We start from the raw sequence: 21,232 nt of genomic DNA on the forward strand, positions 1-21,232 counted from the left end.
AAGAGAGCTTAGATGCCATGGGAGAGTACACCTGTTCCACCGAACTGATTGCCAAAGCAGTCAGGGAGTATGAAGGCGTCAGACGCAAGAGTGAGATCGGTGCGATGGTACATGATCTCAAGCTTGACTGTCCTGGTGTAATTGCTTCATTCGGAGAAGATGCTGCAGTTATACAAAATAATGGGGATGCCCTTCTCCTTGCTGCAGACGGTATCTGGAGCAGACTCATGGATGCGGATCCATACTGGGCAGGGTATTGTGCTGTTCTTGTTAATATTCACGACATAGCCGCAATGGGTGGACGTCCCCTGGCGATGGTTGATGTCTTTTCAATATCATCTGGTTCGATTCGTGATGCCGTTATTGCAGGGATGCGTGACGCATCAGCCCAGTTTGGTGTCCCGATAGTCGGCGGCCATCTTCACCCTGACACACCGTACAGTGTCATTGATATTGCAATTCTGGGTGTTGCACCTCTCGACGGGGTCATCTACAGCAGTACCGCACAGGCGGGTGACCTGATTGTTGTTGCCATCGATATGGACGGGAGGGTTCATCCTTCCTGCGCCCTGAACTGGGACAGTGCAACTCTACGGACAGCAGCAGAGGTTCGGGCACAGATCCATGTGCTTGAGGTGCTCGGTACACGTCACCTGGTGACTGCCGGGAAGGATATCTCGAACCCTGGTATCATCGGGACACTCGGTATGCTTCTCGAGGTATCAGGAATGGGGGCACGAGTGGATCTTGCTGCTATTCCACGGCCAGATGACAGTCACAATATTCCCTTTGAGCAGTGGGTCAGGATGTACCCCGGGATGGGTTTTGTACTTACGCTGAAAGAGCAGCATCGGGATGAAGTCATCGCACTCTTCTCTGATGTTGGGATGACGGCGCAGGTTATCGGCACAGTGAATGACTCAAAGGATCTCAGAATTGTACATGGGGACGAAGACACAAGTGTGTTTGACTTCTCCGGATGTGGTGGGATAACCCATCTGGGTTCAGAGGAGAGATGCACCAGGGTCTCATAGGCATTGGTGCTGCAGTTGATCCAGAACGGGTTGCCCGGAGTATCGCAAACTCATCTGTTGCAGACAACATTGTCTGTTACACAGATCCTGACACTGCATCACACTTTTCTTTTCCCTGCCAGGTAAGAACAGCAGACTCTCCCGGGGAGATGTTGGTATCAGATCTGGCATCTGGTCAGATCGTTGCAGCGGTCAGGGGTACCCTTCCTGCCAGCAAGACCCTCTCAGCACTCAAACATGCATATGGTGTGCAGGATCTTGAACGAATTGTGCTCCTGGAGTCTGCAGCCGGAAAGCAGTTCTTCCTCGCCCCGGTTGGAATTGATGAAGGATGGACCATCAGCCAGAAGGTATCACTCATCAGAAAGGGAAAGGAGATAGCAGTCGGCGCAGGGCTCTCAGGCACCGTCGGTATCCTCTCTGGTGGACGACTCGGTGATGCAGGGAGGCATCCTGCAGTGGACCGGAGTATGGCTGATGCTGAACTTGTCGCACGAATCACCGGGGCCAGACACTATGAGATCCTGATCGAGGATGCTATCGCCGAATGCGGTCTAATCATCGCTCCTGATGGTATAACTGGTAACCTGATCTTCAGGACACTGCTCTTTGCCGGGAAAGGGGCTTCGCATGGGGCACCTGTTGTAAATATCCCCGGAATCTTCGTAGATACTTCGCGCGTTAACCCAGATTATTCAAATGCCCTAAATCTGGCAGCATCGATGAGCTTCAGATAATCAGTGTAAAACTCCGAAATTTGCCGTGATTTATGGCAATTTAATTTTATGCGTCTGATTCCTGATCATCAGGAGTGGTGATGAGGAAAATTAAAAATCGTTTGATTGCATCGTTGAAATCCTTAAATTTCGATAAAATCTCGAAATGTTTATATAGATATCAATATACCTTTTTTTGAGGTAGAGGACTATGGCAGACTTACCTATTGCAGCAGTTGTAAGAATCGCAAAGAAGAACGGGGCTGAACGTGTGGGAAGCGATGCAGCAACAGCACTCGTTGATAAGGCTGAAGAATACATTGCAACCCTAACAAAGGAAGCAAATCGCCTTGCACAGCACGCAGGCAGAAAGACGATCAAGGATGAAGACGTCAAGATGGCAGCAGAGAATGCCTGACACATCCTCTCTTTTGTAATAGCGTTTTAATATCTGGCCTGGCTTCTGCTTTGACAGTCAGGTATGGATGGGGATTTCACGGATCTTCCGTGTTTTTGTCTGTTATCTTTCGGAGATATTCCCCGCAGAAGTGATGCTTTTCTGTAGAATACAGGATTATCAGAGTACCCCTTTTGTACTTGGGATACTTCCGTTTGGATCAGTAATACGGGTTGCCTCATACAGAGTGACACCACATGCTTTGAAGAAGGCCTCGCACAGGTGATGATCTGATCGCCCTGTACCTTCGAGATGGAGCGTGATGCGTGCTGATGAGGCAAAGGATGTAAAGAAATGCTCAATCAGATACGGCTCCAGAACCCCTTCTACAGAACCACTGAATGACCCTGAAAAGACACAGTATGGTCTGCCGCTTATATCGGTAGTGACCATTACCCTGGCCTCATCCATCGGGATGATTGCATGGGCAAACCTCCTGATGCCTCTGCCCTCTCCGACTGCATCCCTGAATGCGGCACCAAGGACGATGGCAATATCTTCAACGGTATGATGTGGCCCTACAGCCAGGTCTCCGTCTGCCTGGACTGAAAGATCAAACCTTCCATGCCTTCCAAATGAGTCGAGCATATGATCGAAGAACGGCACTCCGGTACTGATCTGGCATATCCCGGTTCCGTCCAGATTGAGATCGATCCTGATCTTTGTCTCTTTGGTCTCGCGTGAAACTGATCCTGTCCTCATGATGCCTCTAATGCCTCTTCAAGCGTTATCTTTCCGGTATACAGTCCGGATCCTAAAACAATTCCTGCAGCGCCACAATCCTTCAATGTGGAAACATCTGCAATACTTGTGATCCCTCCTGCAACGATGACCGGGGCCGTAACCCTGCTGGTGAGAAGCCTCACAGGCTCTGCTTCTATTCCCTTGCAGAGCCCCTCCACGTTCACGTTGGTATAAAGAAGTGAACCTGCCCCTTTTGAAATGAAGAGTTCAGCCCAGTCAAGATAATCCCCTGCCTGGCGTTCCCACCCGTCAACGACGATCTGCCCCTGTCTTGCATCTGCTCCAGCCATAATGCGATCTGAACCAAACTCTTCTGACAGAGTGACAAGGCAGTCCGGACTGTTCACCGCAAAGGTGCTTAAGATAACACGATCTATGCCGGTGTCGAGCCATGAACGTGCATCTTCAAGCGAACGGATCCCGCCACCGAGCTGGGTCTCAACACCGGTGTCATCAATGACTCTTCTGATCTGTTCTGCATTTGCCGCGGACGATCCGAATGCCCCGTCCAGATTGACGATGTGAAGAGCCTCTGCTCCTTTAGAGAGCCAGGTCCTGGCACATGTGAGTGGATCCCCGTATGTAGTTGCTGACTCACGCTTTCCCTGGACAAGCTGCACACAACTGCCTCCAAGGATATCTACTGCAGGAAAGACCTTCATGGTTAATGGATCAGTCGTTCGATCGACATGACAAGGATATCTCTGGCCCCGGCCTGCTTGACCCTGTTGATCAGTTGGTACACCTTCTCTGCATCAACGACCACATGGACAGCAACCATATCCGGCCGTGATGCAACCTCCATAACGGTCGGCCCGCTAAGACCCGGAATGATATCACGGATCTGATCGAGACCGGATCTCTCCACGTTCATCATCAGGTAGCATTTTCCCCTGGCATTGATGACGCTCTCAAGGGCGAGGTGCACCTCTTCAATCTTCTCTTTTTTTGATACACACGACTGCTTGTTCGCGATCAGAAAGGTACTGGTCTCGAGGACTGTTCCGATCACTTCAAGGCGGTTCTGCCGAAGCGTGGTCCCGGAACTGGAGAGATCAACGATAGCATCAGAGATCCCGAGATGGGGTGTAGCCTCACAGGCACCCCCGACAGGCACAATGATCGGTTTAATTCCGTTCTTTTTAAAGAACTTCCTGGTTATTGCCGGAAACTCGGTGGATACTCGCTTTCCATCCAGATCTTGAACCGTTTGGTATTGTGACTTCTCTGGCACTGCAAGTACAACTGTTGCTCTTCCAAAGCCCAGGTTGAGCAGTTCAGATACATCAGAACCACGTTCGACAACCATGTCATGTCCTGTGATTCCGAGATCCGCAACACCGGTTGCAACATACTCCGGGATATCGATCGGCCGTGCGTACAGGATCTCAATATGGGGATCCCTGGTTCTGGCAACCAGGGATCGATCACCGTTCTCAATGATGCCGAGCCCTGATCGCTCGATAAGATCCCTGATAGGCTCAGCTATACGCCCCTTGTTTGGAATGGCCAGGCGGATCGTCTGAGTACCCGTCGTACCTTCCTGTCCTGCAGGCTCTGAAGAAGCAACCATCAGAACGTCTTTAATTCGCCCTTGATCACACGCTCGGTGATCGAGGTGATATTCTCAAGACCATAATCGATGATCTCGTAGACATCTTTCTCGATATCCTTGAGGGTCACTCCGGACTCCGGAATGATCTGCACGCTGGCGATGAGTGGCTGGTCTATCGGCATCCCGATCTGGGAGAGAAGCCTGACCTGTATCTCTGAAAGGCCATCTACCTTCTTCACACATTCGTGGGCGAGATCACTAGAGAGGAGGTTGTAAATCTTCCCGATATGGTTGATTGGGTTCTTCCCTGATGTTGCCTCCATGCTCATCGGCCGGTGTGGGGTAATAAGACCGTTAGCCCTGTTTCCACGGCCAACAGATCCGTCATCACCCATCTCTGCCGAGGTCCCGGTTACTGTCAGGAACAGGCTGCATTCCTCGTCGCAGTCTGCGGTGTTGATTGATACCTCAACTGATCGCTTGGTACACTGCTTCGCAATTCTGGTAGCCTCTTCCTGAAGCCGTGACCGGTAGTCGACGTACTCTGAGAGTGAAGATACATACCGGTCCACCATGGCGCAGCAGATCGTGAGTTTAATTGAGTTGCCCTGGCGCAGACCCATGATCTTGATATCCTGACCATATGCCGGGTATTTTGGCCTGAGGGTGTTGTCGATGTATGAGGAGATCTCGCGGACACAGGTCTCGATCTCTGAGAATGGTGCGAACGATACACCAAAAGATGTGTCATTTGCTCGTGGAATCATTCCATCTTCGGGCTTGAAGACGTCACGAAGATCGGTGGAACCGGTTCCGAGACGACAGTCCATGGTCACGTCGCGATCAAAGTCAAGTTCGGGAATGATTGAACGCAGGTAATCCTTTGCGGCCTTGAGTGCAATTGGTTCGGCAGGGATCTTCTCACCGTTGAACTCTTTTGTGGCACGGCCATCGAGGAGGATAAAGATTGGCTTTAATATTTTGCCCCCACCGAATGCGGGCTGTGATTCACCGGCAACGATCTCGCCCTGGTCTGTATTGTGGTGGAGAACGCCCCCTACCTGCTCGATGTAATTTTTGCAGAGGGCCTGGCTGATCGACTCAGCGATGCCGTCAGCAATGCTGTCCGGGTGGCCGAGACATTTCCGCTCTACAAGCTCGATCTGTTGTTGTTCAAGAGGGGTCTGATTCAGTATATCTATTGCAATGTTTCGTTTCATCTCAAACCTCTGATTTTGTAAACGATATGACCGCTTACCAGTACAGAATAGAGTACTCATTCGTGTTCTGGGAAATAATAGGTTCACCCCAGGCAAAAGAAACTAAACTCCGATTCGGATATGAATTCCCTACAGCGCGAAGGTCTGCAGCGAAAAATTGTCTGATCTCCTAATGATCTGAATAAGACAGGTACCTTTGATTGAGATTTTACTGGTAAAAAGAGGGAGTGTTTACTGTGCTGCGAGAATCTCTGCCGGTATGGTAAGTTCAAATCGTGTTGACTTTCCAGGGATACCTGTCTCTGTAATGCTCACTCCGAAGACAGCCAGTTCCCGCTCTGCGAGAAACAGACCAAACCCGTCACCTGATCCGAAGCCCAGGTCGAAAATTCTTTTCTTCTGTTCTGCCGGAATTCCTGGTCCGTCATCCTCGATCACAATAATCCCGCCACCTTCATTCTTCTGAAACGAGATCTCTATCCCGGTTACATTAGAAGCGTGGTCTGGAATGTTCTCAAGGATCTTTACCAAAGCCTGTTTGAATGTCTTATCACTGAAGATCTGCAGGTCCGGTGGTATGTCGATATGAACCGGGAGCCTGCTACAACCTGCTTCACCTACTGCCTCGGTGAAGAGCGATGCAAGTCTTGTCCATTCGAACTCAAGTAATCCTATCTTCTGGTATTCACGGGTGAAGATGAGTTTCTCCCTGATCCGCTCTGCTGCATTCTGCTCCTTTCCGAAGAAATCCTCCAGCATAGGATCTGTGATGAGATCCTGTGAGAGTTCGAGGTAACCAAGGATGGCTGTCAACTGGTTGAGTATATCGTGGCGGACCTTGGAGTTGAGAGTATTCCATGCATCTACTCCCTTTCCGAGGAGGTGCCATTCGAGAGGGAGCGTTGAAGACCATAGCAGACTGCCTGCTGACTCAACCGATCCGTCGGGATTGTACGTAAGTCTGCACAGGTCTTCGACCCATTGAATACCTGACGGGTGGCGGAGCCGGTATCTCATGGTCACTTCTGACCTTTTCTGCATAATGGCTGCGCCGAGTTTGCGTGTGACGAGATCCCTGTCCTCTTCCAGGATTGCAGCGACGAGATCAGATCCGCCTTTTGAAGAAATACCCATCTTTTCTGCATTCTCAGAAGCAGAAGTTATCCTCCAGATATCTGTCGGATTGCGGAGCAACGCTATGACTGGCCCTTTTTGATAGAGTTCGTCAATTGTTATCATGCGCACCCCGCGTCATATCATAGTGGTATGGTTGACTCATCCTATCTATGTTCCTGATTGAGTTCCGGTCACTTGGTTATTATGTAGAAAGAACCTGCCTGACTGCATCCCTGATCTGGGGCAGTGATATCCGGCCGATTGGGAAGAGTTTCCGATTGAGTAGTATCATCGGGATTGCAGGATGTTCTGCCTCGTAGAGTTCCCTGATATAATCAGGAACATCATCATCAATGAGGGTGAGTTGCACCGTGATCTCATCGTCAGGAAACTCTTCTTTTAATTTTGCACGTAATGCTTCGGTAGCAGGTATGAGCCCGTTGGATGGTTTGCAGGCAGAAAGTCCGCAGCTTCTGTCATCATCACAGGGAAAGGGTGAGCATTCAGAGTCACGGTATCCCACAACCTCTACAGTTACAGATTTCACAGGATCATATGGATCAAAAAGGAAGATAAGTCATGCCGATCCGGATCGGCTATGATAGGAATATCTCAAAACGGTCTTTCTTTGCCTTACAGATCGGACAGACCTCAGGCGGGGCATCTCGTGCTGCCAGGTATCCGCAGACTTTGCACCTCCATACCGGATATGGGAGGTTTCCTGGTTTCAGGGTTGCTGACACTTCTTTCGTTTTCCGTTCGCTGCGTGAAGGTCTGCGTTCGGGAATGGCAGGGGCACCTGTCCCTGCTGCTATCATCTCACCGGTCAGGTACAGTCCGCAATAACATGCACCAGACTCTGATAGATCAGAGTCGCGATAATCACAAGGGCAGATGATATCCCGGTCATCATCGATCATGCCGAATGACAGGCGACACGGACATGCCTCATACCCGTACCTTCCCTTGTTTACCAGCAACCCCTCAATGAGACCTTTGGTCATTGAGAGATCGGGGTTCAGGTGATACCCTCCCCGCTCGGCGTCCCTTACGAGTTCCTGGTACCTGCGTTCGACATCAGGGATTACCTCTGATCCGGTCATTATGCCAGCGCCTCTTTGATCTCGTCTTCTCTTGATCCGATGATTGTGCGTGATCCGTTTATAACCATGGTCGGGAATGAACCACGTGGATTGTACTGTTCAACCTCTTTCAGTACTTCATCCATCTCGGCACGGGAGAGCTGATCAACATAGAGATAATCGTATGCAACCCCTAACTGATTCAGAAGTTCCCGTGTTCTTCTGCAATGACCACAGGTGCTGAGAGCATACAGCATGATCTTCCCTTTATCCTTTCCATCTATGTGTACCGGCGTTATGACCATCGGCTTCCCTCATAGCAGTATCAGGGCACGATATATTTACCCGTTGGGGTTTTCAGTGAGTCTGATTGCTGATATGATTGCATCATGATGAAGAACACTGCCCGGGAGAGTTCACAGAAGCAGGGGAAAAAGCCCCTAGTGCTGCTTTTTTTTGATACCGAAACGACCGGGCTTCCTTCACGCGACCGAAAGGTCAGATCGGATCCACTCTCGTGGCCAAGGCTGATCGAGCTGGGATGGATCCTCATGAGTGATGACGCAGTCTGTCTTGAAGAACAGAGCCTTATTGTAAAGCCTGTTGGGTTTGAGATCCCTTCTGCTGCTACAGACATTCATGGGATATCGACTGAAGATGCCCTCCTGACAGGAATGCAGGTTACCGAAGTACTTGATCGGTTCTGCAGTTCTGCGCGGAAGGCTGACCTGTTTGTGGCCCATAATCTCTCGTATGATATCAGAATCCTCCTGACTGAACTGATCAGGCTGGATAAACGTGATCTTCTTCCTTCACGTGAAGGAACCTGCACAATGAAGTCTTCAGCACGGTTCTGTGGCATTCCCGGAAGATTTGGCAAAGGTTTTAAGTGGCCTTCACTGTCAGGTCTGCATCTGAAGTTGTACGAACGGCAACCAGAGTCTGCTCACCGTGCCCTCGATGACGCGAGGACCTGTGCTGACTGCTATTTTGAACTTGTGAAAAGAGGTGTTATGATGCAGACTGAAGATATCACCGGGATATTCTTCTCAGGCTCTTCCAGACCCAGGTGAATCGATTCCCCGGGCCCTGATCACCAGTACCCGATCTTCTTCTCTTTCCATTCACCGCACTTCCAGCTCCCTTCCACCCGTGGGCGGGTAACAGAAGTACGTGGTTTCCCTTCAGAGTCGGAACCGGCATAGAGGGGAACCGGGGGATATCTCCAGCATTCGAGTCTCAGAATCTCTTTATTCTTCCCTAATATCGGGAGACAGAACTGACAATTCTGACAGAAATGTGGATCTGCTGGCATGTACTCAGAGTTTACCGGGAGTTCTATTAAGTCTTCCAATTCTTATGATCAAAGGCCTGGCAGACCGATATCGAAACTTATATCGCTCATATCAGATGACAAGTTCTTATGAATCCCGGTATCCTGGGCAGACTGTTTCATTCCTCACCAAAACCACATATCGTCGAGAGCCCGCCGCCGCCGCGAATCGTCCGCGGACCTGGTATGGAATGCCGGGAATTTGATGAAAAGCCCTACTTTATTGTCGCTTCGGTTGAGATGGGCAACACAACCACCAAGTGTATCCTGACCGGCGTGAGTCTTGAGACCGGGATGAGTTATGTCATCAATAAGACTGTCAGCATGAGTCGTGATGTCAGACCGCCAAAGCCTGGTGAAGAGGTATTTGGGAAAACCCTTGACGGTACAGAACTCACCAGGGAGTCAGTCACTGAACTGGTTCGTGATACCCTCATTAAATGTCATAAGGATGCGAAACTGGATATCAAGAAGGATCTTGACTTTGTGGTACGGAGTACCGGCGTGGTTGCTGCCATGGACTCACCTGACCAGGTAGGGGATTTCATCATCGCGCTTGCGAACGGTTGTCTTGAGGCTGGAGTTCCGCCCAAGAAGATGACTCCACCGATGTCAAAGGCCAACCAGTCTGCAAAACTTCAGCCGTTCTCTTTTGCAGACCGTGTGAATTTTTCTGGTGCAGTGGCAGGAGTTGTCCCTCCCCAGGGAACAACCGGTGTGGAGATGGTGGCAAATGAGATGGAAGGGGAACTTGCGATGGCAGGGATCAAAGAGGGAGCCAAGTGGACTCCTGTTGATTTCAGAAATCCATGTATCTCAATCGACTTTGGGACCACGCTTGACGGGCGGGTCACGAGCGATGTCGATCCCACGAGCACGAATCCCTTCTCCCGGACGATTGGAAACTTCTGTGGACTTGCCGGTGCTATCCCTGACTCGATTGTCAGGGGGACTGGCCTTGTAAAGGAGCGGACCGGAACTGCGCTGGATATCTTTGGTGACAAGACCAGTCTGACCGGGGCATTTGCTCTCCGCAAAGAATCTGATGTTGTGAAAGAGTACGTGAACCGGTGTAATTCCCTGATATCTGTGGAAGTAGTGCCTGATGACCGGACCCGGTACGGAATGGTGCCTGTCTATGCGAAGGTCGCGAGCGAGTCTGGTGTAGCCCTGATCGGGGTTGACGCCGGAGTGAATGGTAGTACTCTTCCTGATCTTGCCCTGATTGGAAAAGAGATCATCACCGACCACAGCCTTCCGGTTCTCCATGAGGTGATCGACCGGGTCTGCGCAGAGATGGCGCTGCGTATGATCGATGTCTCAAAGTCAATGGGACTTATCTTCCCGAATACGTCGATCGGGTTCACCGGCAGGGCTGCAATCTCGGGAAAGAAACCTGATTATATTCTTGAAGGTGTTATCGCCAGGAAACTCTTCTCTGACCCGGTGAACCACCTAGTATTTGTCGATGATGGCCTTGCCCGTGGGGCGGCTTTGATGGGCAGATGTATGAACTCACTTGGAAAGACCAACAATCCGATTGGTGGAGTCAGGGGGGGCAGATGTATCATGTCACGCCGGATTGCTATCGGAAGATGAGAGTTTAGTCACTTCCGGTTAATTCTCTCCACTTTTTTGCATGAAAAGTCCTTTTCACTGGTCTGACCTGGGGCCCCCAACGGGGCACCGTTGGGGTTTTCTTACGGTTGCTTTCCCTCCAGTGAATAAAACCAATACTCCCTCACACGGCATACCTGCTGAAACCAAATAACAATGCTCATGAGTTCTGGCAGAATACAGTACCCCATGGTAGAGCAGGACTCACCGCAACTATATGATCTCATCTTTCCTCCCGGCACCCCCAGGTCAATAATTCGTGATATAATCAATCAGTTTGATGTGGAACTGATCGAATCTCCTGAAAAGCTCCAGTTTGCCAACATGGAGGGGGATGTACGAAACCTGATCGCAGCCAGAGGTAAAAAAGAGGTCATGATCCTGGTTGAGGCATTTTATAAAGAAAAGATGAAAGAGTTTGTTGAAGAATAATCAAACTCAATTTTACGGCGCATCTCATTCTGCAGGTGGATAATGCCTCCTGGCAAGAGTGGCTCTTTCAGATCTTCAAGACGATGTCTGATTCGTTTCAGGTGACCGGTTTGCAACCTCTTGTGGATATGCGTTTGTTTTAAGTCAGGGGAGTTGCGTTCTCTTTTGCACCGGTCTGGTTCAGAGTTGTATTTATGCTATTTTTCTCTGTCAGGGTTATGACTGATGTCTCAATGAAGTCTTTTCCTATTACTTCTGCCCTGACCATGTACTGGTCCGGACTCCAGGCGACTGAACTCATGTTTGCAGACCACGAATATAATCCGTCATTGGCTTTTATCACCGGTACCACTGTTGAATTCCCACCAGTCATCGTAGGCTCAAATTTATTGGTCGGCCCGAAGGATGCGGGATACACTTCCACGAGGACGTTGTTATCTGTGTTAAAGTTGGTCTCACCACTGATGACGATCAGCTCACCGACAGAATATGGCCCTCCTGTGTTAAGCGACTCTGCATTTACTGGTAACACGAGTACAAGCACAATCAGTATTGCTGGTATGAGAACCCTGTTCATCTGGTATGGGTTGATCAGCCAAATGCATGAGGTTTGTGATCGGTCTTTTTTAGATCACTTTTCGCATATCGTCTGAACGTAATATAAGTGACTTGAAGATCTGAAGCCTGGTATCCTGGACCGGATAGCACTCTGATCATCATGCACCGGTTTTTGCCGGTTTTATTGAGTATAGTAGAAAAATTTCAAATGATTCGGGTTAGTCTGACAGACCCTGCGAAGATCCAAACCAATAACTGTTAATGGGAGTTGCTGTAAGTAGTCATATAAGATGATCCGCCCCATCCGTTCGTACTCACTGAACAATGCGCTGATGATCATCTTCTCCCTGATCTTCATCGGCATTATCGGAATGCTCTCATTCTTCCAGTATGGTGCGGTGGCAGCAGATCAACAAGGACAGTTTTCAGATGAGATCTCAAAGACTGATCTGATTCTTAATCACTCGGTATCTGTGCTTTTTGAAGCTCTTAACCTCTATGATTCACGATATGATTACGAGATGGAGATGGTACTGAGCCGCTTATCTGATACCTATGTCAGTTCAGGTAATGATATCTCGCAGATCAATCTGACCGGGTTCAAAGAAGAGATCGCTCCTATCTTCCCGGGAGATGTTGATCTCTATATCATCAACTCAAGTAACATCGTAGAACATACAACATATGATCCAGATATCAACCTCAATTTTAACCAGTTCCCTGAATTTGCAAAATCTCTTTCACATATCCGGAATAATCCTAGTAATCCTAGGTTTGTTGCTGATCAATGGGTTGACTCAATAAACACACCCGGGTATTACCGGAAGTACGCCTACTATCCCACACCTGATCACCGGTATATCCTGGAGATCGGTGTCCATTCTGATGAGTTCTGGCAGGCACGACGCGAGATCTTCTCCTATGAAAAACTGGGCCGGCAGATTCTTGAGATTAATCCTGACCTTGTTGCCATTTCATTCTTCAACAAAAATGTTGATCCAATCAGTGAATCGGGTTCTCCAGATCACACCATAGAAAATTCGTCAGTGTCCCAATATGTCATGGTTGAAGATCTGAACTCAACAATCCGATCTGTTTTTGCAAAGAAAAAAGGGACTGTGCAAGATACAGGTTTGTACCTGGTAGACTACCAGTTTTTCACGATTCGCCATGATATCACTCCATCTTCTTCAGAGATGAATGTGGGAGCTGTGCTGGTGTACTCGCGTGCCAACCTTGATCGCTCACTCTCGAACTATCTTCTGATTCATGTATGTAGTACTTTTTTTGCGGTGATCCTTGCTGTCTTGTTTGCGATGTACATATCACGGTACATATCCCGTCCGTTGGAACAGATCATCGAGGACATCGAACAGATTGCCAGGGGTGACTATCATCACAGTGTCAGAAAGACCGGTGGAAGTGATATCGATCGCCTCGGTCACAGTGTCGGAATAATGGTACAGAAGATCCTGTATGATATCGAGATAATTCAAAGCGGTCATGAAGAGATCGCAGCTGAACTTGAGCGGAGAAAGGCGGCCGAAGAGGCCCTAATAATTGCTAATAATAAACTGAACAATCTCTCCAGTATAACGAGGCATGATATCCTTAACCAGGTTACCTGCATCAGGGGGTATGCCTTCCTTGCTGAAAACAGCACATGCCAGGCAGATAATGTCCTCCATGCACAGAACATTCAGCGGATATCACGCCTGATTGAAGAGATGATCGCGTTTTCCCGTGACTACCAGACGATCGGAATCTCCAGTTCCTCATGGCAGAACCTGGATAAGGGTATCTGTGATGCAATCTCTGGTCCCTTCTCTGATCGGATCTCACTGCAGACTTCTGGCACGAATGTCTCAATTCTTGCAGATCCGCTTCTGCAGAAGGTCTTCTACAATCTTGCTCACAACTCCCTGACACATGCCGGTCCCGGAGGAGAAAAGATCCTGATCTCGTTTGAAAAGACCGATGCTGATGGTGTGATCGTCTATGAAGATAAGGGAAGAGGAATTCCCGACTCTGAAAAGGAACTGATCTTTGAGCGTGGGTATGGATCAGGGAGCGGGCTCGGTCTCTTCCTGATAAGAGAGATTCTCGCAATCACCGGGATGAGTATCACGGAGACAGGCACATATGGTTCAGGAGTACGGTTTGAGATCCGTGTGCCTGCTGATCAGTGGAAGGTTGATCCTGATACCTGATCGGGAAATTGCCGAAATGATCGATAGAACAGTTAACTGAAACCCTTCCTCCCCTCTGTTGCCGCCAGTTTCCTACCGGAACCTTTATTCGTTTACCATTATTATAATCAATGAATATATCGGGGGACTGATTTTGATACGTACACAGAGACGAGTAGAGGTTCTGGCAGTTTTAATATTGCTCTGCCTCATTCCACTCACAGGGGTTGCAGACAGAGGTATCTCTTCCCAGATGGATACTCCTAAAACACTATTCCAGTCAGATAACGCGGTGGGTTCATCATTTACTCATTCAGCAATGGTTGTTCACCCGTCAAGAGACCAGAGAAAGCAATGGAACTCAGAGTACCTGAGTGCTCCGTTAGCGACTGTGAAAAATACCGACATTAAGAAAGACCTGGACGATTCATCTTCGATGAGTCTTCTGAGTTATCTCACATATAATGCAACAGAACGGGATCAGCAGGATTGTGGAAACGGATGGGTCTGGGCCGGGACAAGTGCACTTGAGGTTGCGCATTCAACGCAGAATGGGGTGAATGACCGCCTGTCTGTCCAGTACCTCAACTCAAAGTATCATAACGGAGGAAAATCCCCATACTCGTCTGCTGACTGTGCATGCAACGGGGGCAATGCAGCAGACTTAGCTGACTTCTATATGATGAGCGGGAAGTACGGTGGAAACAAAACCGTGATCCCCTGGAACAACACGAATGCAGCTTTCTACGATGGTAACGTGACATCAGGCGGCCATTCGAATATTGATCTGAGCATCATAAACCTGACCCCCTCATACAAACTTGAAAGCCTGGATGTCTCACGGGTTGATACACTAAACATTCCACAGGATTCGGCGATCAGAAATATCAAGAAGATGCTGGAGAACGGAAAACCTGTCCTGCTTACCTTCTATCTTCCTGATCAGAATGCATGGAGTGAGTTTGATCAGTTCTGGAATTACGGATTACAGGAAGCCTCCTACTTTGACATCGATTCGTATGCAGGAAGTACCTATACCTCAACCGGAGGAAGTCAGATGGTTCTGGTAACCGGGCATACCGACAATGGAACCGCCGGATACTGGCAGTGTCTGAACAGCTGGGGCACCTCAGCCTTCAGACCGAATGGGACATTCTATATCAATGAGTACATGGACTACTCTGCAGGATACTCGGATTACGGGGAGAGTCTTCCGGTCACCCAGTGGGAGACCCTTGACACCGTGTATAATACCACTTCACAGAATGCTACCCCGATCGAGAATCCAAATCTGACTGCCGATTTTGATATATCTCCTGAAAGTGGATATCCACCGCTCACAGTCCACTTCTCAGATACCTCCCTTGGAGGACCTGACTCATGGAAGTGGAACTTCGGAGATGGGGGAGGCTCGATCATCTCAAGTCCGAACCACACCTTTACCCAGCCGGGACATTACTCCATATCACTCTCTATCGGAAAGGCAGGATATTCTGCAGGCACCGTGAAGAAGGACGCAGTGACTGTGAAGTTCCCATATGTAACGGTAAGCCCGTTCCCAAAACCTGAAGGAGGCAATTATTCTGTCCCGACAGATCCTGATGGTGATGGACGATATGAGGATGTCAATGGCAACGGGTGGCTTGAGAATGAAGATCCTGTTGTACTCCTGAAAAATCTTCAGTTTGCATTAAAGAATGAACCAGTCACCCAGTTTGACTTTGATGGAAGCGGATTCATTGGGTACGGAGATATTGCGATGCTGAAAAAGATGGTGTGATCATGGCGAAGTTAGCTCATGTTTTAGGACTGCTCTCGGTATTGATCCTGGTGGGAATTATCTCCTCTCCGGTTCTCGCCTTCTCACAGCCGGTCCTCTTCTTCTCTCCTGATGTGGTAGAGAGCAACACCGGTGAGGATGTCCAGGTTCACCTCTTGATGGACAGTGCTCCCCGTGGTCTTTCCGGGTATGACCTGATCATCTCACTCGATACTCCCGACATTGCAGACATCACCGGAATTGACCTTCCCAAATGGACCGGACTTCAGGATACTCAGAAGCAGTCTGAATCATCATATCTCATTCAGGGTGTTGATTCAGATGACCGCCAACAGCAGGGGGCACAGAAGATTGATCTGGCTCATGTGAAGGTTCATGCCAAGGCTCCCGGCTATGCCACGATCAGTGCCACCCCTGTTATGATCGATGACGATCAGAAGGGCAGGTACGAGAGCAGCCCGGTTGCCATGACGATCATTATCACCGGAGCAGGTCCGGTTCCGATAATCCCGATGAGTACCTGATCACTCCTCTTTTTTGCCTTCGGGCTCCTGTTTTGTCAGATAGTAAACTTCGATGTCTTTTCAGTTTCAGATGGGCAGTTGAAAACCCCAACGGTGCCCCGTTGGGGGCCCCAGACAGGACCGATGAAAAGGACTTCTTCATACAAAACGATAGATATAGTTTATCCGGCACCGAACAAGTACAGATTCTATGAGGAACTGGAGTTTAATGGCCCGGATTGTTCCTTGCGTTATCATTCTGTTGCTTGCAGTTCATGTATCAGCTATCCCTCCGATGCCCACTGAGTTTTATGGAAGTGCGGTCATCGATGGCAAACCGGCTCCTGCTGGCACGAATATCACTGCTTTAATCAACGGAGTTGAAAAAGGCAGTATCAGGACTGTGGTTGATGGATTTTATGGTGGGCCTGGAATCTTTGATGACCGGCTGAAAGTGTCTGTTCCTGAAGAGGAGTACAAGCCAGGGATGCTCAAGATCACCTTTATGATTGGCGACCAGCAGGCTGCCCAGACTGTTGATTTTGAACCTGGTGTATCCAAACAGTTTGATCTTGCATCAGGAGCAGGTGCACCGGCCATGGCATCTCCTGCCACGTATATGACTCCGGTTGATAATGTTACAACGTCTTTCTCAACGAATCCAGTTGATAATGTAACATCCTCCTCTTTACCAAATCCAACTGTGAATTCAGACTCCGGTTCATATCAGCCCTCTTCATCCGGAGGTTCGTCATCAGGTTCAGGAACAACCATCAGTTATGGTCTGGATCAGGATCGCACCTTCAGAGCTGAGGACGGTCTCGCAGAACTGCAGTTTGGGAAGTCGACCATGCTCTTCTCACCAGAAGGACAGTTTTTAAGTGCAGTTGGGATTCGCCCGAGAAGTGTCTCTGATCTTCCCCCTCTTTCGACAAATAAGAGTCTGAAGTTTACCGGATATGCATACGAGATCATACCGTCAGAGACGTATTTTAATCCGAAAGGAACACTTGTGCTCAGGCTCCCTCCTGACCGTGCATATGATGTCATCGGAGCAGGCCCGATACTCTATGAGTACATCTCACAGACGGCATCATGGGAGCCGGTACATACCTATTCAAGCGTCTTTACAAGTGAGATAACCGGAGATGTCTACGAAGCTGCAATCTATGGGCTGTTTATTCCTGTAAATAATTCATCCACGAGCCAGAGTCTCCAGAACTCTGTAACGTATCAGAACCAGACATCCTTACTATCTGGAGCCGGTAATGGATCGCAGTCTTCATCTCCAGTAGTGCCCCCGGCAGTTCCCATAACTCCTGTGCCGGTCCTCACCTCCCAGGAGATGATACCTGTACCTACTCAGGGAGTACAGGTTAACAACCCTGAAACACCTGTCATCACCCCTCTGCCGGTTGTGACTCAACCAGTTCAGACATCTGTAGTATCAGGCTCCGGGTCAGTGAAATCTCCCGGGCCAGTCAACGCTCTGCTCGCTTCCATAAAGAGCAGACTTACCGGACCAGTTCTTGCAGTAATTGGCATCGTTGGCCTGTTTATTGTGATCAATGCAACTGCCTATGCTGTATACCGGTACTGGTGGCAGAAGCGGAAACAGAATGGGTAAGCGGTCTGATGCTGTTCTTGCGGCTACAATCATCCGCGAGATACAGAAGGGAAATCCTGAAAGAGCACTTGAATCCATCGAGCGGTTTCTGTTGAGGAGGCCAGGCGAGCCTGCACTCCTTAATCTGAAAGGGGTCTCCCTTGACATGCTTGGGAGACATGAGGAGTCACTCTCCTGTTATGAAGAAGCTCTCTCTGCAGATCCGACACCTGCAATCTACTGGAATAACAAAGGTCTTGCTCTACAGAACCTGGGTCGGTGGGCTGAAGCTGAAGAATCCTATCGCGAGGCACTGGTCAGAGAACCCGAATCACTTGAAGCAAGTTATAATCTTGCAAACACGCTCCAGTCCCTTGGCAGGTTTGCTGATTCACTCGTGCTCTACGATCAGGCACTTGATATCAGGCCTGATCATCTCCTTGCTCTTCTTAACAAAGGGAATGCCCTGGCATCACTGAAACGGTTTGATGATGCTATAGCCTGCTATCTTGAAGTTCTTGATATCAGGCCTGACTATCCCGATGCTGCCTATAACATTGCTCACACGTATGAAGAGATGGGAAATCCTGATGCAGCACGTGAGTGGTACCTGAAAACCTTAATCATCGATCCCGACTACCATCATGCTACAGAGCAGCTCAAAACTCTGTGAATTGGTGAGGTGGGGCAGGTATGATCAGGATTCTTGTAGTCGATGATTTGGAAGCACTTCTTGATGTTGTAAAGTATATTCTGGAGTCAAATCCGGATTTTTCCGTAGATACTGCTACGTCTGTAGACCAGGCGCTAGGTTTTCTTGAGGAGCATGAGTATGACATTATCATCTCCGATTATTACATGCCTGAAGTGAACGGGCTTGAATTTTTAAAACAAGTCAGGTCGATGAATCTGTCGATCCCATTTGTGATCCAGACCGGGCATGGTGATGAGATCACGGCACTTGAAGCCCTGCAGTCTGGTGCAGATTTTTTCCTGGAAAAGGGGTCAGAAGGTCCTCTCCAGTACCTCGCATTCACCCAGATCATCAATCTCCTTGTATCACGACATAGATTGGAGACAAAATTCTATCTGATGGCTCATGCTCTTCAGGAGATCTGTGATGTCAGCCGTGACGGACTGCTCTTTATCGATGCAGAAGGAACAATACAGAATGTAAACGCATCATTCCTTGAGATCACCGGATGCCAGGAAGATACGGTAAAAGAGGTTCCGGTTCTTGATCTGATCCCTGATGAATGGAAGGATGGGACTTCCCTTTCTCTCAAGAGACTTGATGAATCCAACGCCGCATCAGAAGAGTTCAGGAGAGAATTCATCAGGTGTACTGGGGATAGAATTCTGGTTTCAATCAGAGCCCGTATTGTACATGATGAATTCGGAAAACCTGAAGGGATGTGGCTAATTATCCGTGATTTGTCAGATTCAAGTGGGTCCTGCGTGTAGTTTTTGCGTGAAAAAGTCCTTTTCATCGGTCCTGCCAGGGGCCCCCAACGGGGCACCGTTGGGATTTTTATAGTTGTCCTGATGACTAACAACTATGGTCCGCAGGCCTCCGGAACTGATTTACAGTGTTGATGAGAAACCACCGCTGGTTCCCCTCTTTTTACTAGGACTTCAACACATTTTCCTGATCACGATAAGCCTGATCTTTCCTGTTGTTATAATAAGGGCTGCCGGAGGAGGGGATCAGGATGCCCTGTTCATGGTAAGCATGGGGATTCTTGCTGCCGGGCTGGTCACCATGCTGCAGTCATACGGAAAGCATGGAATCGGATCCGGGTATCTGTGCCCTTCACTCTGTGGACCTTCATACCTTTCGTCGGCGATTACGGCCGCCCAGACTGGAGGTCTTCATTTATTATTTGGAATGATTTTCTTTTCAGGTGTCGCAGAAGCCCTGTTGTCCCGGGTGATCACACGACTTCGCTCACTCTTTCCGGTAGAAGTAACCGGTGTTGTGGTAACCTTTGTCGGCATAGCCGTACTTCCTATTGCGTTTCCCAGATTTGTCGGATATAACACAGAAACCGGTATGATGAACCAGACAGATCTCACGATAGCCGTGATCACTCTTGCAATTATGGTGGGTCTGAATCTGTATACAAAAGGGAAGATCAAGCTCTATTGTGTCCTTATCGGGATGATCTGTGGATATATTCTCTCAGCTATCATGGGTGTTCTGACATCCACACAGGTCTCACAGATCCTCAATGCTCCGGTCTTTGGGTTCCCAAATATATCTCATTTCGGGATGGCATTTGATGCTACCCTGATTCTTCCCTTTATGATCGCAATGATCTGTTCGACCCTGAAGTCGATTGGTGATATCACAACCTGTCAGCGAATCAATGATCTGGACTGGAAACGGCCTGATATGACTAACATCAGGAATGGTATTCTCGCAGACGGGGTGGCTGATATGATCAGCGGGGCTCTTGGAACATTCAGCCAGTCCACTTCATCAAGTAATGTAGGTCTCTCGATCGGAACCGGAGCCACATCACGATATATCGGATATTCGATCGGGCTCATCATGATCGTTCTCTCATGCTTTCCGAAGCTGGCGATGATCTTTGTTATCATGCCCTCACCGGTGATGGGAGCGGCACTGATGTATTCGGTCAGTTTCATGGTTGTAGCAGGGCTGCAGATCCTGAACTCACGGATGATGGATGTCCGCAAGACCTTTGTCGTTGGTTTGTCGTTCCTGATCGGACTTTCAGCCCTGATTCCCGGTACCTACGATCATGTACCAGAACTTTTGAAACCGGTTTTTTCATCCACATTATCTCTGGCAACCATTACTGTCATTCTCCTGAACCTTGTTCTCCGGATTGGAATCAGATCAAGCATTTCATTTGAGATACATCCCAGAGAGAACACAGCCCAGAAGATATTTGATATCATGAGACAACAGGGAGGAGTATGGGGTGCCCGTCCGGAGGTTATCACCCGTGCTACATCAGCACTCAATGAAGGGATTGAGGCCGTTTCAATCCTGAATCCAGAGATACCTTCAATGGACGTGAAGGTATCGTTTGATGAACTAAGCCTTGATACCGATATCAGTTATCCCGGGACAATTCTTGAGATATCAAAGACCCGGCCCTCTGACAGTTCACTTCTTGATGATGAACATGCAATGGCCTCCCTCTCAAGTTACATGCTGAACAGGTACGCAGATTCGGTGAGTACAAAACAGAAAGGAGACAGAGCCCATCTGCTTATAGATTTTGATCACTAATGTGTTGATTCATCTAATCGGATAA

At 48.8% G+C, this 21,232-nt stretch carries 23 protein-coding genes; 13 read left to right on the forward strand and 10 right to left on the reverse strand.

Features of this window, described 5'->3' with window-relative positions:
* Positions 1–17 precede the first annotated feature (17 nt).
* The 3 genes from ACHZA2_RS15725 to ACHZA2_RS15735 all read left to right on the forward strand — a co-directional run bounded on the left by ACHZA2_RS15725 (position 18) and on the right by ACHZA2_RS15735 (position 2,168).
* Positions 18–1,034: a methanogenesis marker 2 protein gene (locus tag ACHZA2_RS15725; RefSeq protein ID WP_319580483.1), complete on the forward strand. Its 1,017-nt coding sequence runs from the start codon at positions 18–20 to the stop codon at positions 1,032–1,034.
* On the forward strand, positions 1,016–1,771 hold the full coding sequence (gene mtxX / locus ACHZA2_RS15730; protein ID WP_319580484.1) for a methanogenesis marker protein Mmp4/MtxX: 756 nt from the start codon (positions 1,016–1,018) through the stop codon (positions 1,769–1,771). Before ACHZA2_RS15725 ends, mtxX begins: the two co-directional genes overlap by 19 nt.
* A 190-nt stretch (positions 1,772–1,961) precedes the next feature.
* Positions 1,962–2,168, forward strand: coding sequence for a histone family protein (locus ACHZA2_RS15735; RefSeq protein WP_319537943.1), 207 nt, complete (start codon positions 1,962–1,964; stop codon positions 2,166–2,168).
* Between the two features lie 159 nt (positions 2,169–2,327).
* Here ACHZA2_RS15735 and hisB read toward each other — a convergent pair whose 3' ends face one another.
* The 8 genes from hisB to ACHZA2_RS15775 form a co-directional block, all read right to left on the reverse strand.
* Entirely contained in the window at positions 2,328–2,909 is a 582-nt protein-coding gene (gene hisB / locus ACHZA2_RS15740) for an imidazoleglycerol-phosphate dehydratase HisB (protein ID WP_319580485.1), read from the reverse strand.
* A complete protein-coding gene (gene hisA / locus ACHZA2_RS15745) occupies positions 2,906–3,613 on the reverse strand; it encodes a 1-(5-phosphoribosyl)-5-[(5-phosphoribosylamino)methylideneamino]imidazole-4-carboxamide isomerase (protein ID WP_319580486.1) in 708 nt (235 codons plus the stop codon). Before hisA ends, hisB begins: the two co-directional genes overlap by 4 nt.
* A 2-nt stretch (positions 3,614–3,615) precedes the next feature.
* On the reverse strand, positions 3,616–4,524 hold the full coding sequence (hisG, locus tag ACHZA2_RS15750) for an ATP phosphoribosyltransferase (RefSeq protein ID WP_319537940.1): 909 nt from the start codon (positions 4,522–4,524) through the stop codon (positions 3,616–3,618).
* Positions 4,524–5,726 carry a methionine adenosyltransferase gene (locus ACHZA2_RS15755; RefSeq protein WP_319537939.1) on the reverse strand — a complete coding sequence of 401 codons (1,203 nt, stop codon included), beginning with the start codon at positions 5,724–5,726 and terminating at the stop codon, positions 4,524–4,526. The genes hisG and ACHZA2_RS15755 overlap by 1 nt, the downstream gene beginning before the upstream one ends.
* A gap of 231 nt (positions 5,727–5,957) precedes the next feature.
* Entirely contained in the window at positions 5,958–6,965 is a 1,008-nt protein-coding gene (locus tag ACHZA2_RS15760) for a PAS domain-containing sensor histidine kinase (protein WP_319580487.1), read from the reverse strand.
* A 79-nt stretch (positions 6,966–7,044) separates the two neighbouring features.
* The gene (locus tag ACHZA2_RS15765) at positions 7,045–7,389 is read right to left on the reverse strand and encodes a hypothetical protein (protein WP_319537937.1); all 345 of its coding nucleotides are present in this window, start codon (positions 7,387–7,389) and stop codon (positions 7,045–7,047) included.
* A gap of 49 nt (positions 7,390–7,438) precedes the next feature.
* Complete coding sequence (locus ACHZA2_RS15770; RefSeq protein WP_319580488.1) at positions 7,439–7,945, reverse strand: ferredoxin-thioredoxin reductase catalytic domain-containing protein; 507 nt, start codon at positions 7,943–7,945, stop codon at positions 7,439–7,441.
* The gene (locus ACHZA2_RS15775; RefSeq protein ID WP_319537935.1) at positions 7,945–8,229 is read right to left on the reverse strand and encodes a glutaredoxin family protein; all 285 of its coding nucleotides are present in this window, start codon (positions 8,227–8,229) and stop codon (positions 7,945–7,947) included. Before ACHZA2_RS15775 ends, ACHZA2_RS15770 begins: the two co-directional genes overlap by 1 nt.
* Before the next feature lie 84 nt (positions 8,230–8,313).
* Here ACHZA2_RS15775 and ACHZA2_RS15780 point away from each other — a divergent pair, with 84 nt between their 5' ends.
* A complete protein-coding gene (locus ACHZA2_RS15780; protein WP_319580489.1) occupies positions 8,314–8,997 on the forward strand; it encodes a 3'-5' exonuclease in 684 nt (227 codons plus the stop codon).
* Positions 8,998–9,017: 20 nt separating this feature from the next.
* On the opposite strand, the gene ACHZA2_RS15785 is transcribed toward ACHZA2_RS15780, so the two are convergent.
* Positions 9,018–9,278 (reverse strand): hypothetical protein, encoded by a 261-nt coding sequence (locus ACHZA2_RS15785; RefSeq protein WP_394698605.1) that lies wholly within the window; start codon positions 9,276–9,278, stop codon positions 9,018–9,020.
* 69 nt (positions 9,279–9,347) lie between these two features.
* Here ACHZA2_RS15785 and ACHZA2_RS15790 point away from each other — a divergent pair, with 69 nt between their 5' ends.
* Both ACHZA2_RS15790 and ACHZA2_RS15795 read left to right on the forward strand, forming a co-directional pair.
* Entirely contained in the window at positions 9,348–10,856 is a 1,509-nt protein-coding gene (locus ACHZA2_RS15790; RefSeq protein WP_319580490.1) for a methanogenesis marker 14 protein, read from the forward strand.
* Between the two features lie 207 nt (positions 10,857–11,063).
* Positions 11,064–11,306, forward strand: coding sequence for a hypothetical protein (locus tag ACHZA2_RS15795; RefSeq protein ID WP_319580491.1), 243 nt, complete (start codon positions 11,064–11,066; stop codon positions 11,304–11,306).
* 139 nt (positions 11,307–11,445) lie between these two features.
* Here ACHZA2_RS15795 and ACHZA2_RS15800 read toward each other — a convergent pair whose 3' ends face one another.
* Positions 11,446–11,883 carry a hypothetical protein gene (locus ACHZA2_RS15800; protein WP_319580492.1) on the reverse strand — a complete coding sequence of 146 codons (438 nt, stop codon included), beginning with the start codon at positions 11,881–11,883 and terminating at the stop codon, positions 11,446–11,448.
* Between the two features lie 271 nt (positions 11,884–12,154).
* Here ACHZA2_RS15800 and ACHZA2_RS15805 point away from each other — a divergent pair, with 271 nt between their 5' ends.
* The 7 genes from ACHZA2_RS15805 to ACHZA2_RS15835 all read left to right on the forward strand — a co-directional run bounded on the left by ACHZA2_RS15805 (position 12,155) and on the right by ACHZA2_RS15835 (position 21,207).
* The gene (locus ACHZA2_RS15805) at positions 12,155–14,074 is read left to right on the forward strand and encodes a HAMP domain-containing sensor histidine kinase (protein WP_319580493.1); all 1,920 of its coding nucleotides are present in this window, start codon (positions 12,155–12,157) and stop codon (positions 14,072–14,074) included.
* A gap of 133 nt (positions 14,075–14,207) precedes the next feature.
* The gene (locus tag ACHZA2_RS15810; protein ID WP_319580494.1) at positions 14,208–15,833 is read left to right on the forward strand and encodes a PKD domain-containing protein; all 1,626 of its coding nucleotides are present in this window, start codon (positions 14,208–14,210) and stop codon (positions 15,831–15,833) included.
* 2 nt (positions 15,834–15,835) lie between these two features.
* The gene (locus ACHZA2_RS15815; RefSeq protein ID WP_319580495.1) at positions 15,836–16,357 is read left to right on the forward strand and encodes a hypothetical protein; all 522 of its coding nucleotides are present in this window, start codon (positions 15,836–15,838) and stop codon (positions 16,355–16,357) included.
* Positions 16,358–16,547: 190 nt separating this feature from the next.
* Positions 16,548–17,963, forward strand: a complete 1,416-nt coding sequence (locus tag ACHZA2_RS15820; RefSeq protein ID WP_319580496.1) for a hypothetical protein — start codon at positions 16,548–16,550, stop codon at positions 17,961–17,963.
* The gene (locus ACHZA2_RS15825; protein WP_319580497.1) at positions 17,956–18,615 is read left to right on the forward strand and encodes a tetratricopeptide repeat protein; all 660 of its coding nucleotides are present in this window, start codon (positions 17,956–17,958) and stop codon (positions 18,613–18,615) included. Before ACHZA2_RS15820 ends, ACHZA2_RS15825 begins: the two co-directional genes overlap by 8 nt.
* A 20-nt stretch (positions 18,616–18,635) precedes the next feature.
* A complete protein-coding gene (locus ACHZA2_RS15830) occupies positions 18,636–19,406 on the forward strand; it encodes a response regulator (protein ID WP_319580498.1) in 771 nt (256 codons plus the stop codon).
* Positions 19,407–19,500: 94 nt separating this feature from the next.
* On the forward strand, positions 19,501–21,207 hold the full coding sequence (locus ACHZA2_RS15835) for a solute carrier family 23 protein (protein ID WP_319580499.1): 1,707 nt from the start codon (positions 19,501–19,503) through the stop codon (positions 21,205–21,207).
* Positions 21,208–21,232: the final 25 nt, after the last annotated feature.

Source organism: uncultured Methanospirillum sp., from assembly GCF_963668415.2.
Lineage (GTDB): Archaea > Halobacteriota > Methanomicrobia > Methanomicrobiales > Methanospirillaceae > Methanospirillum.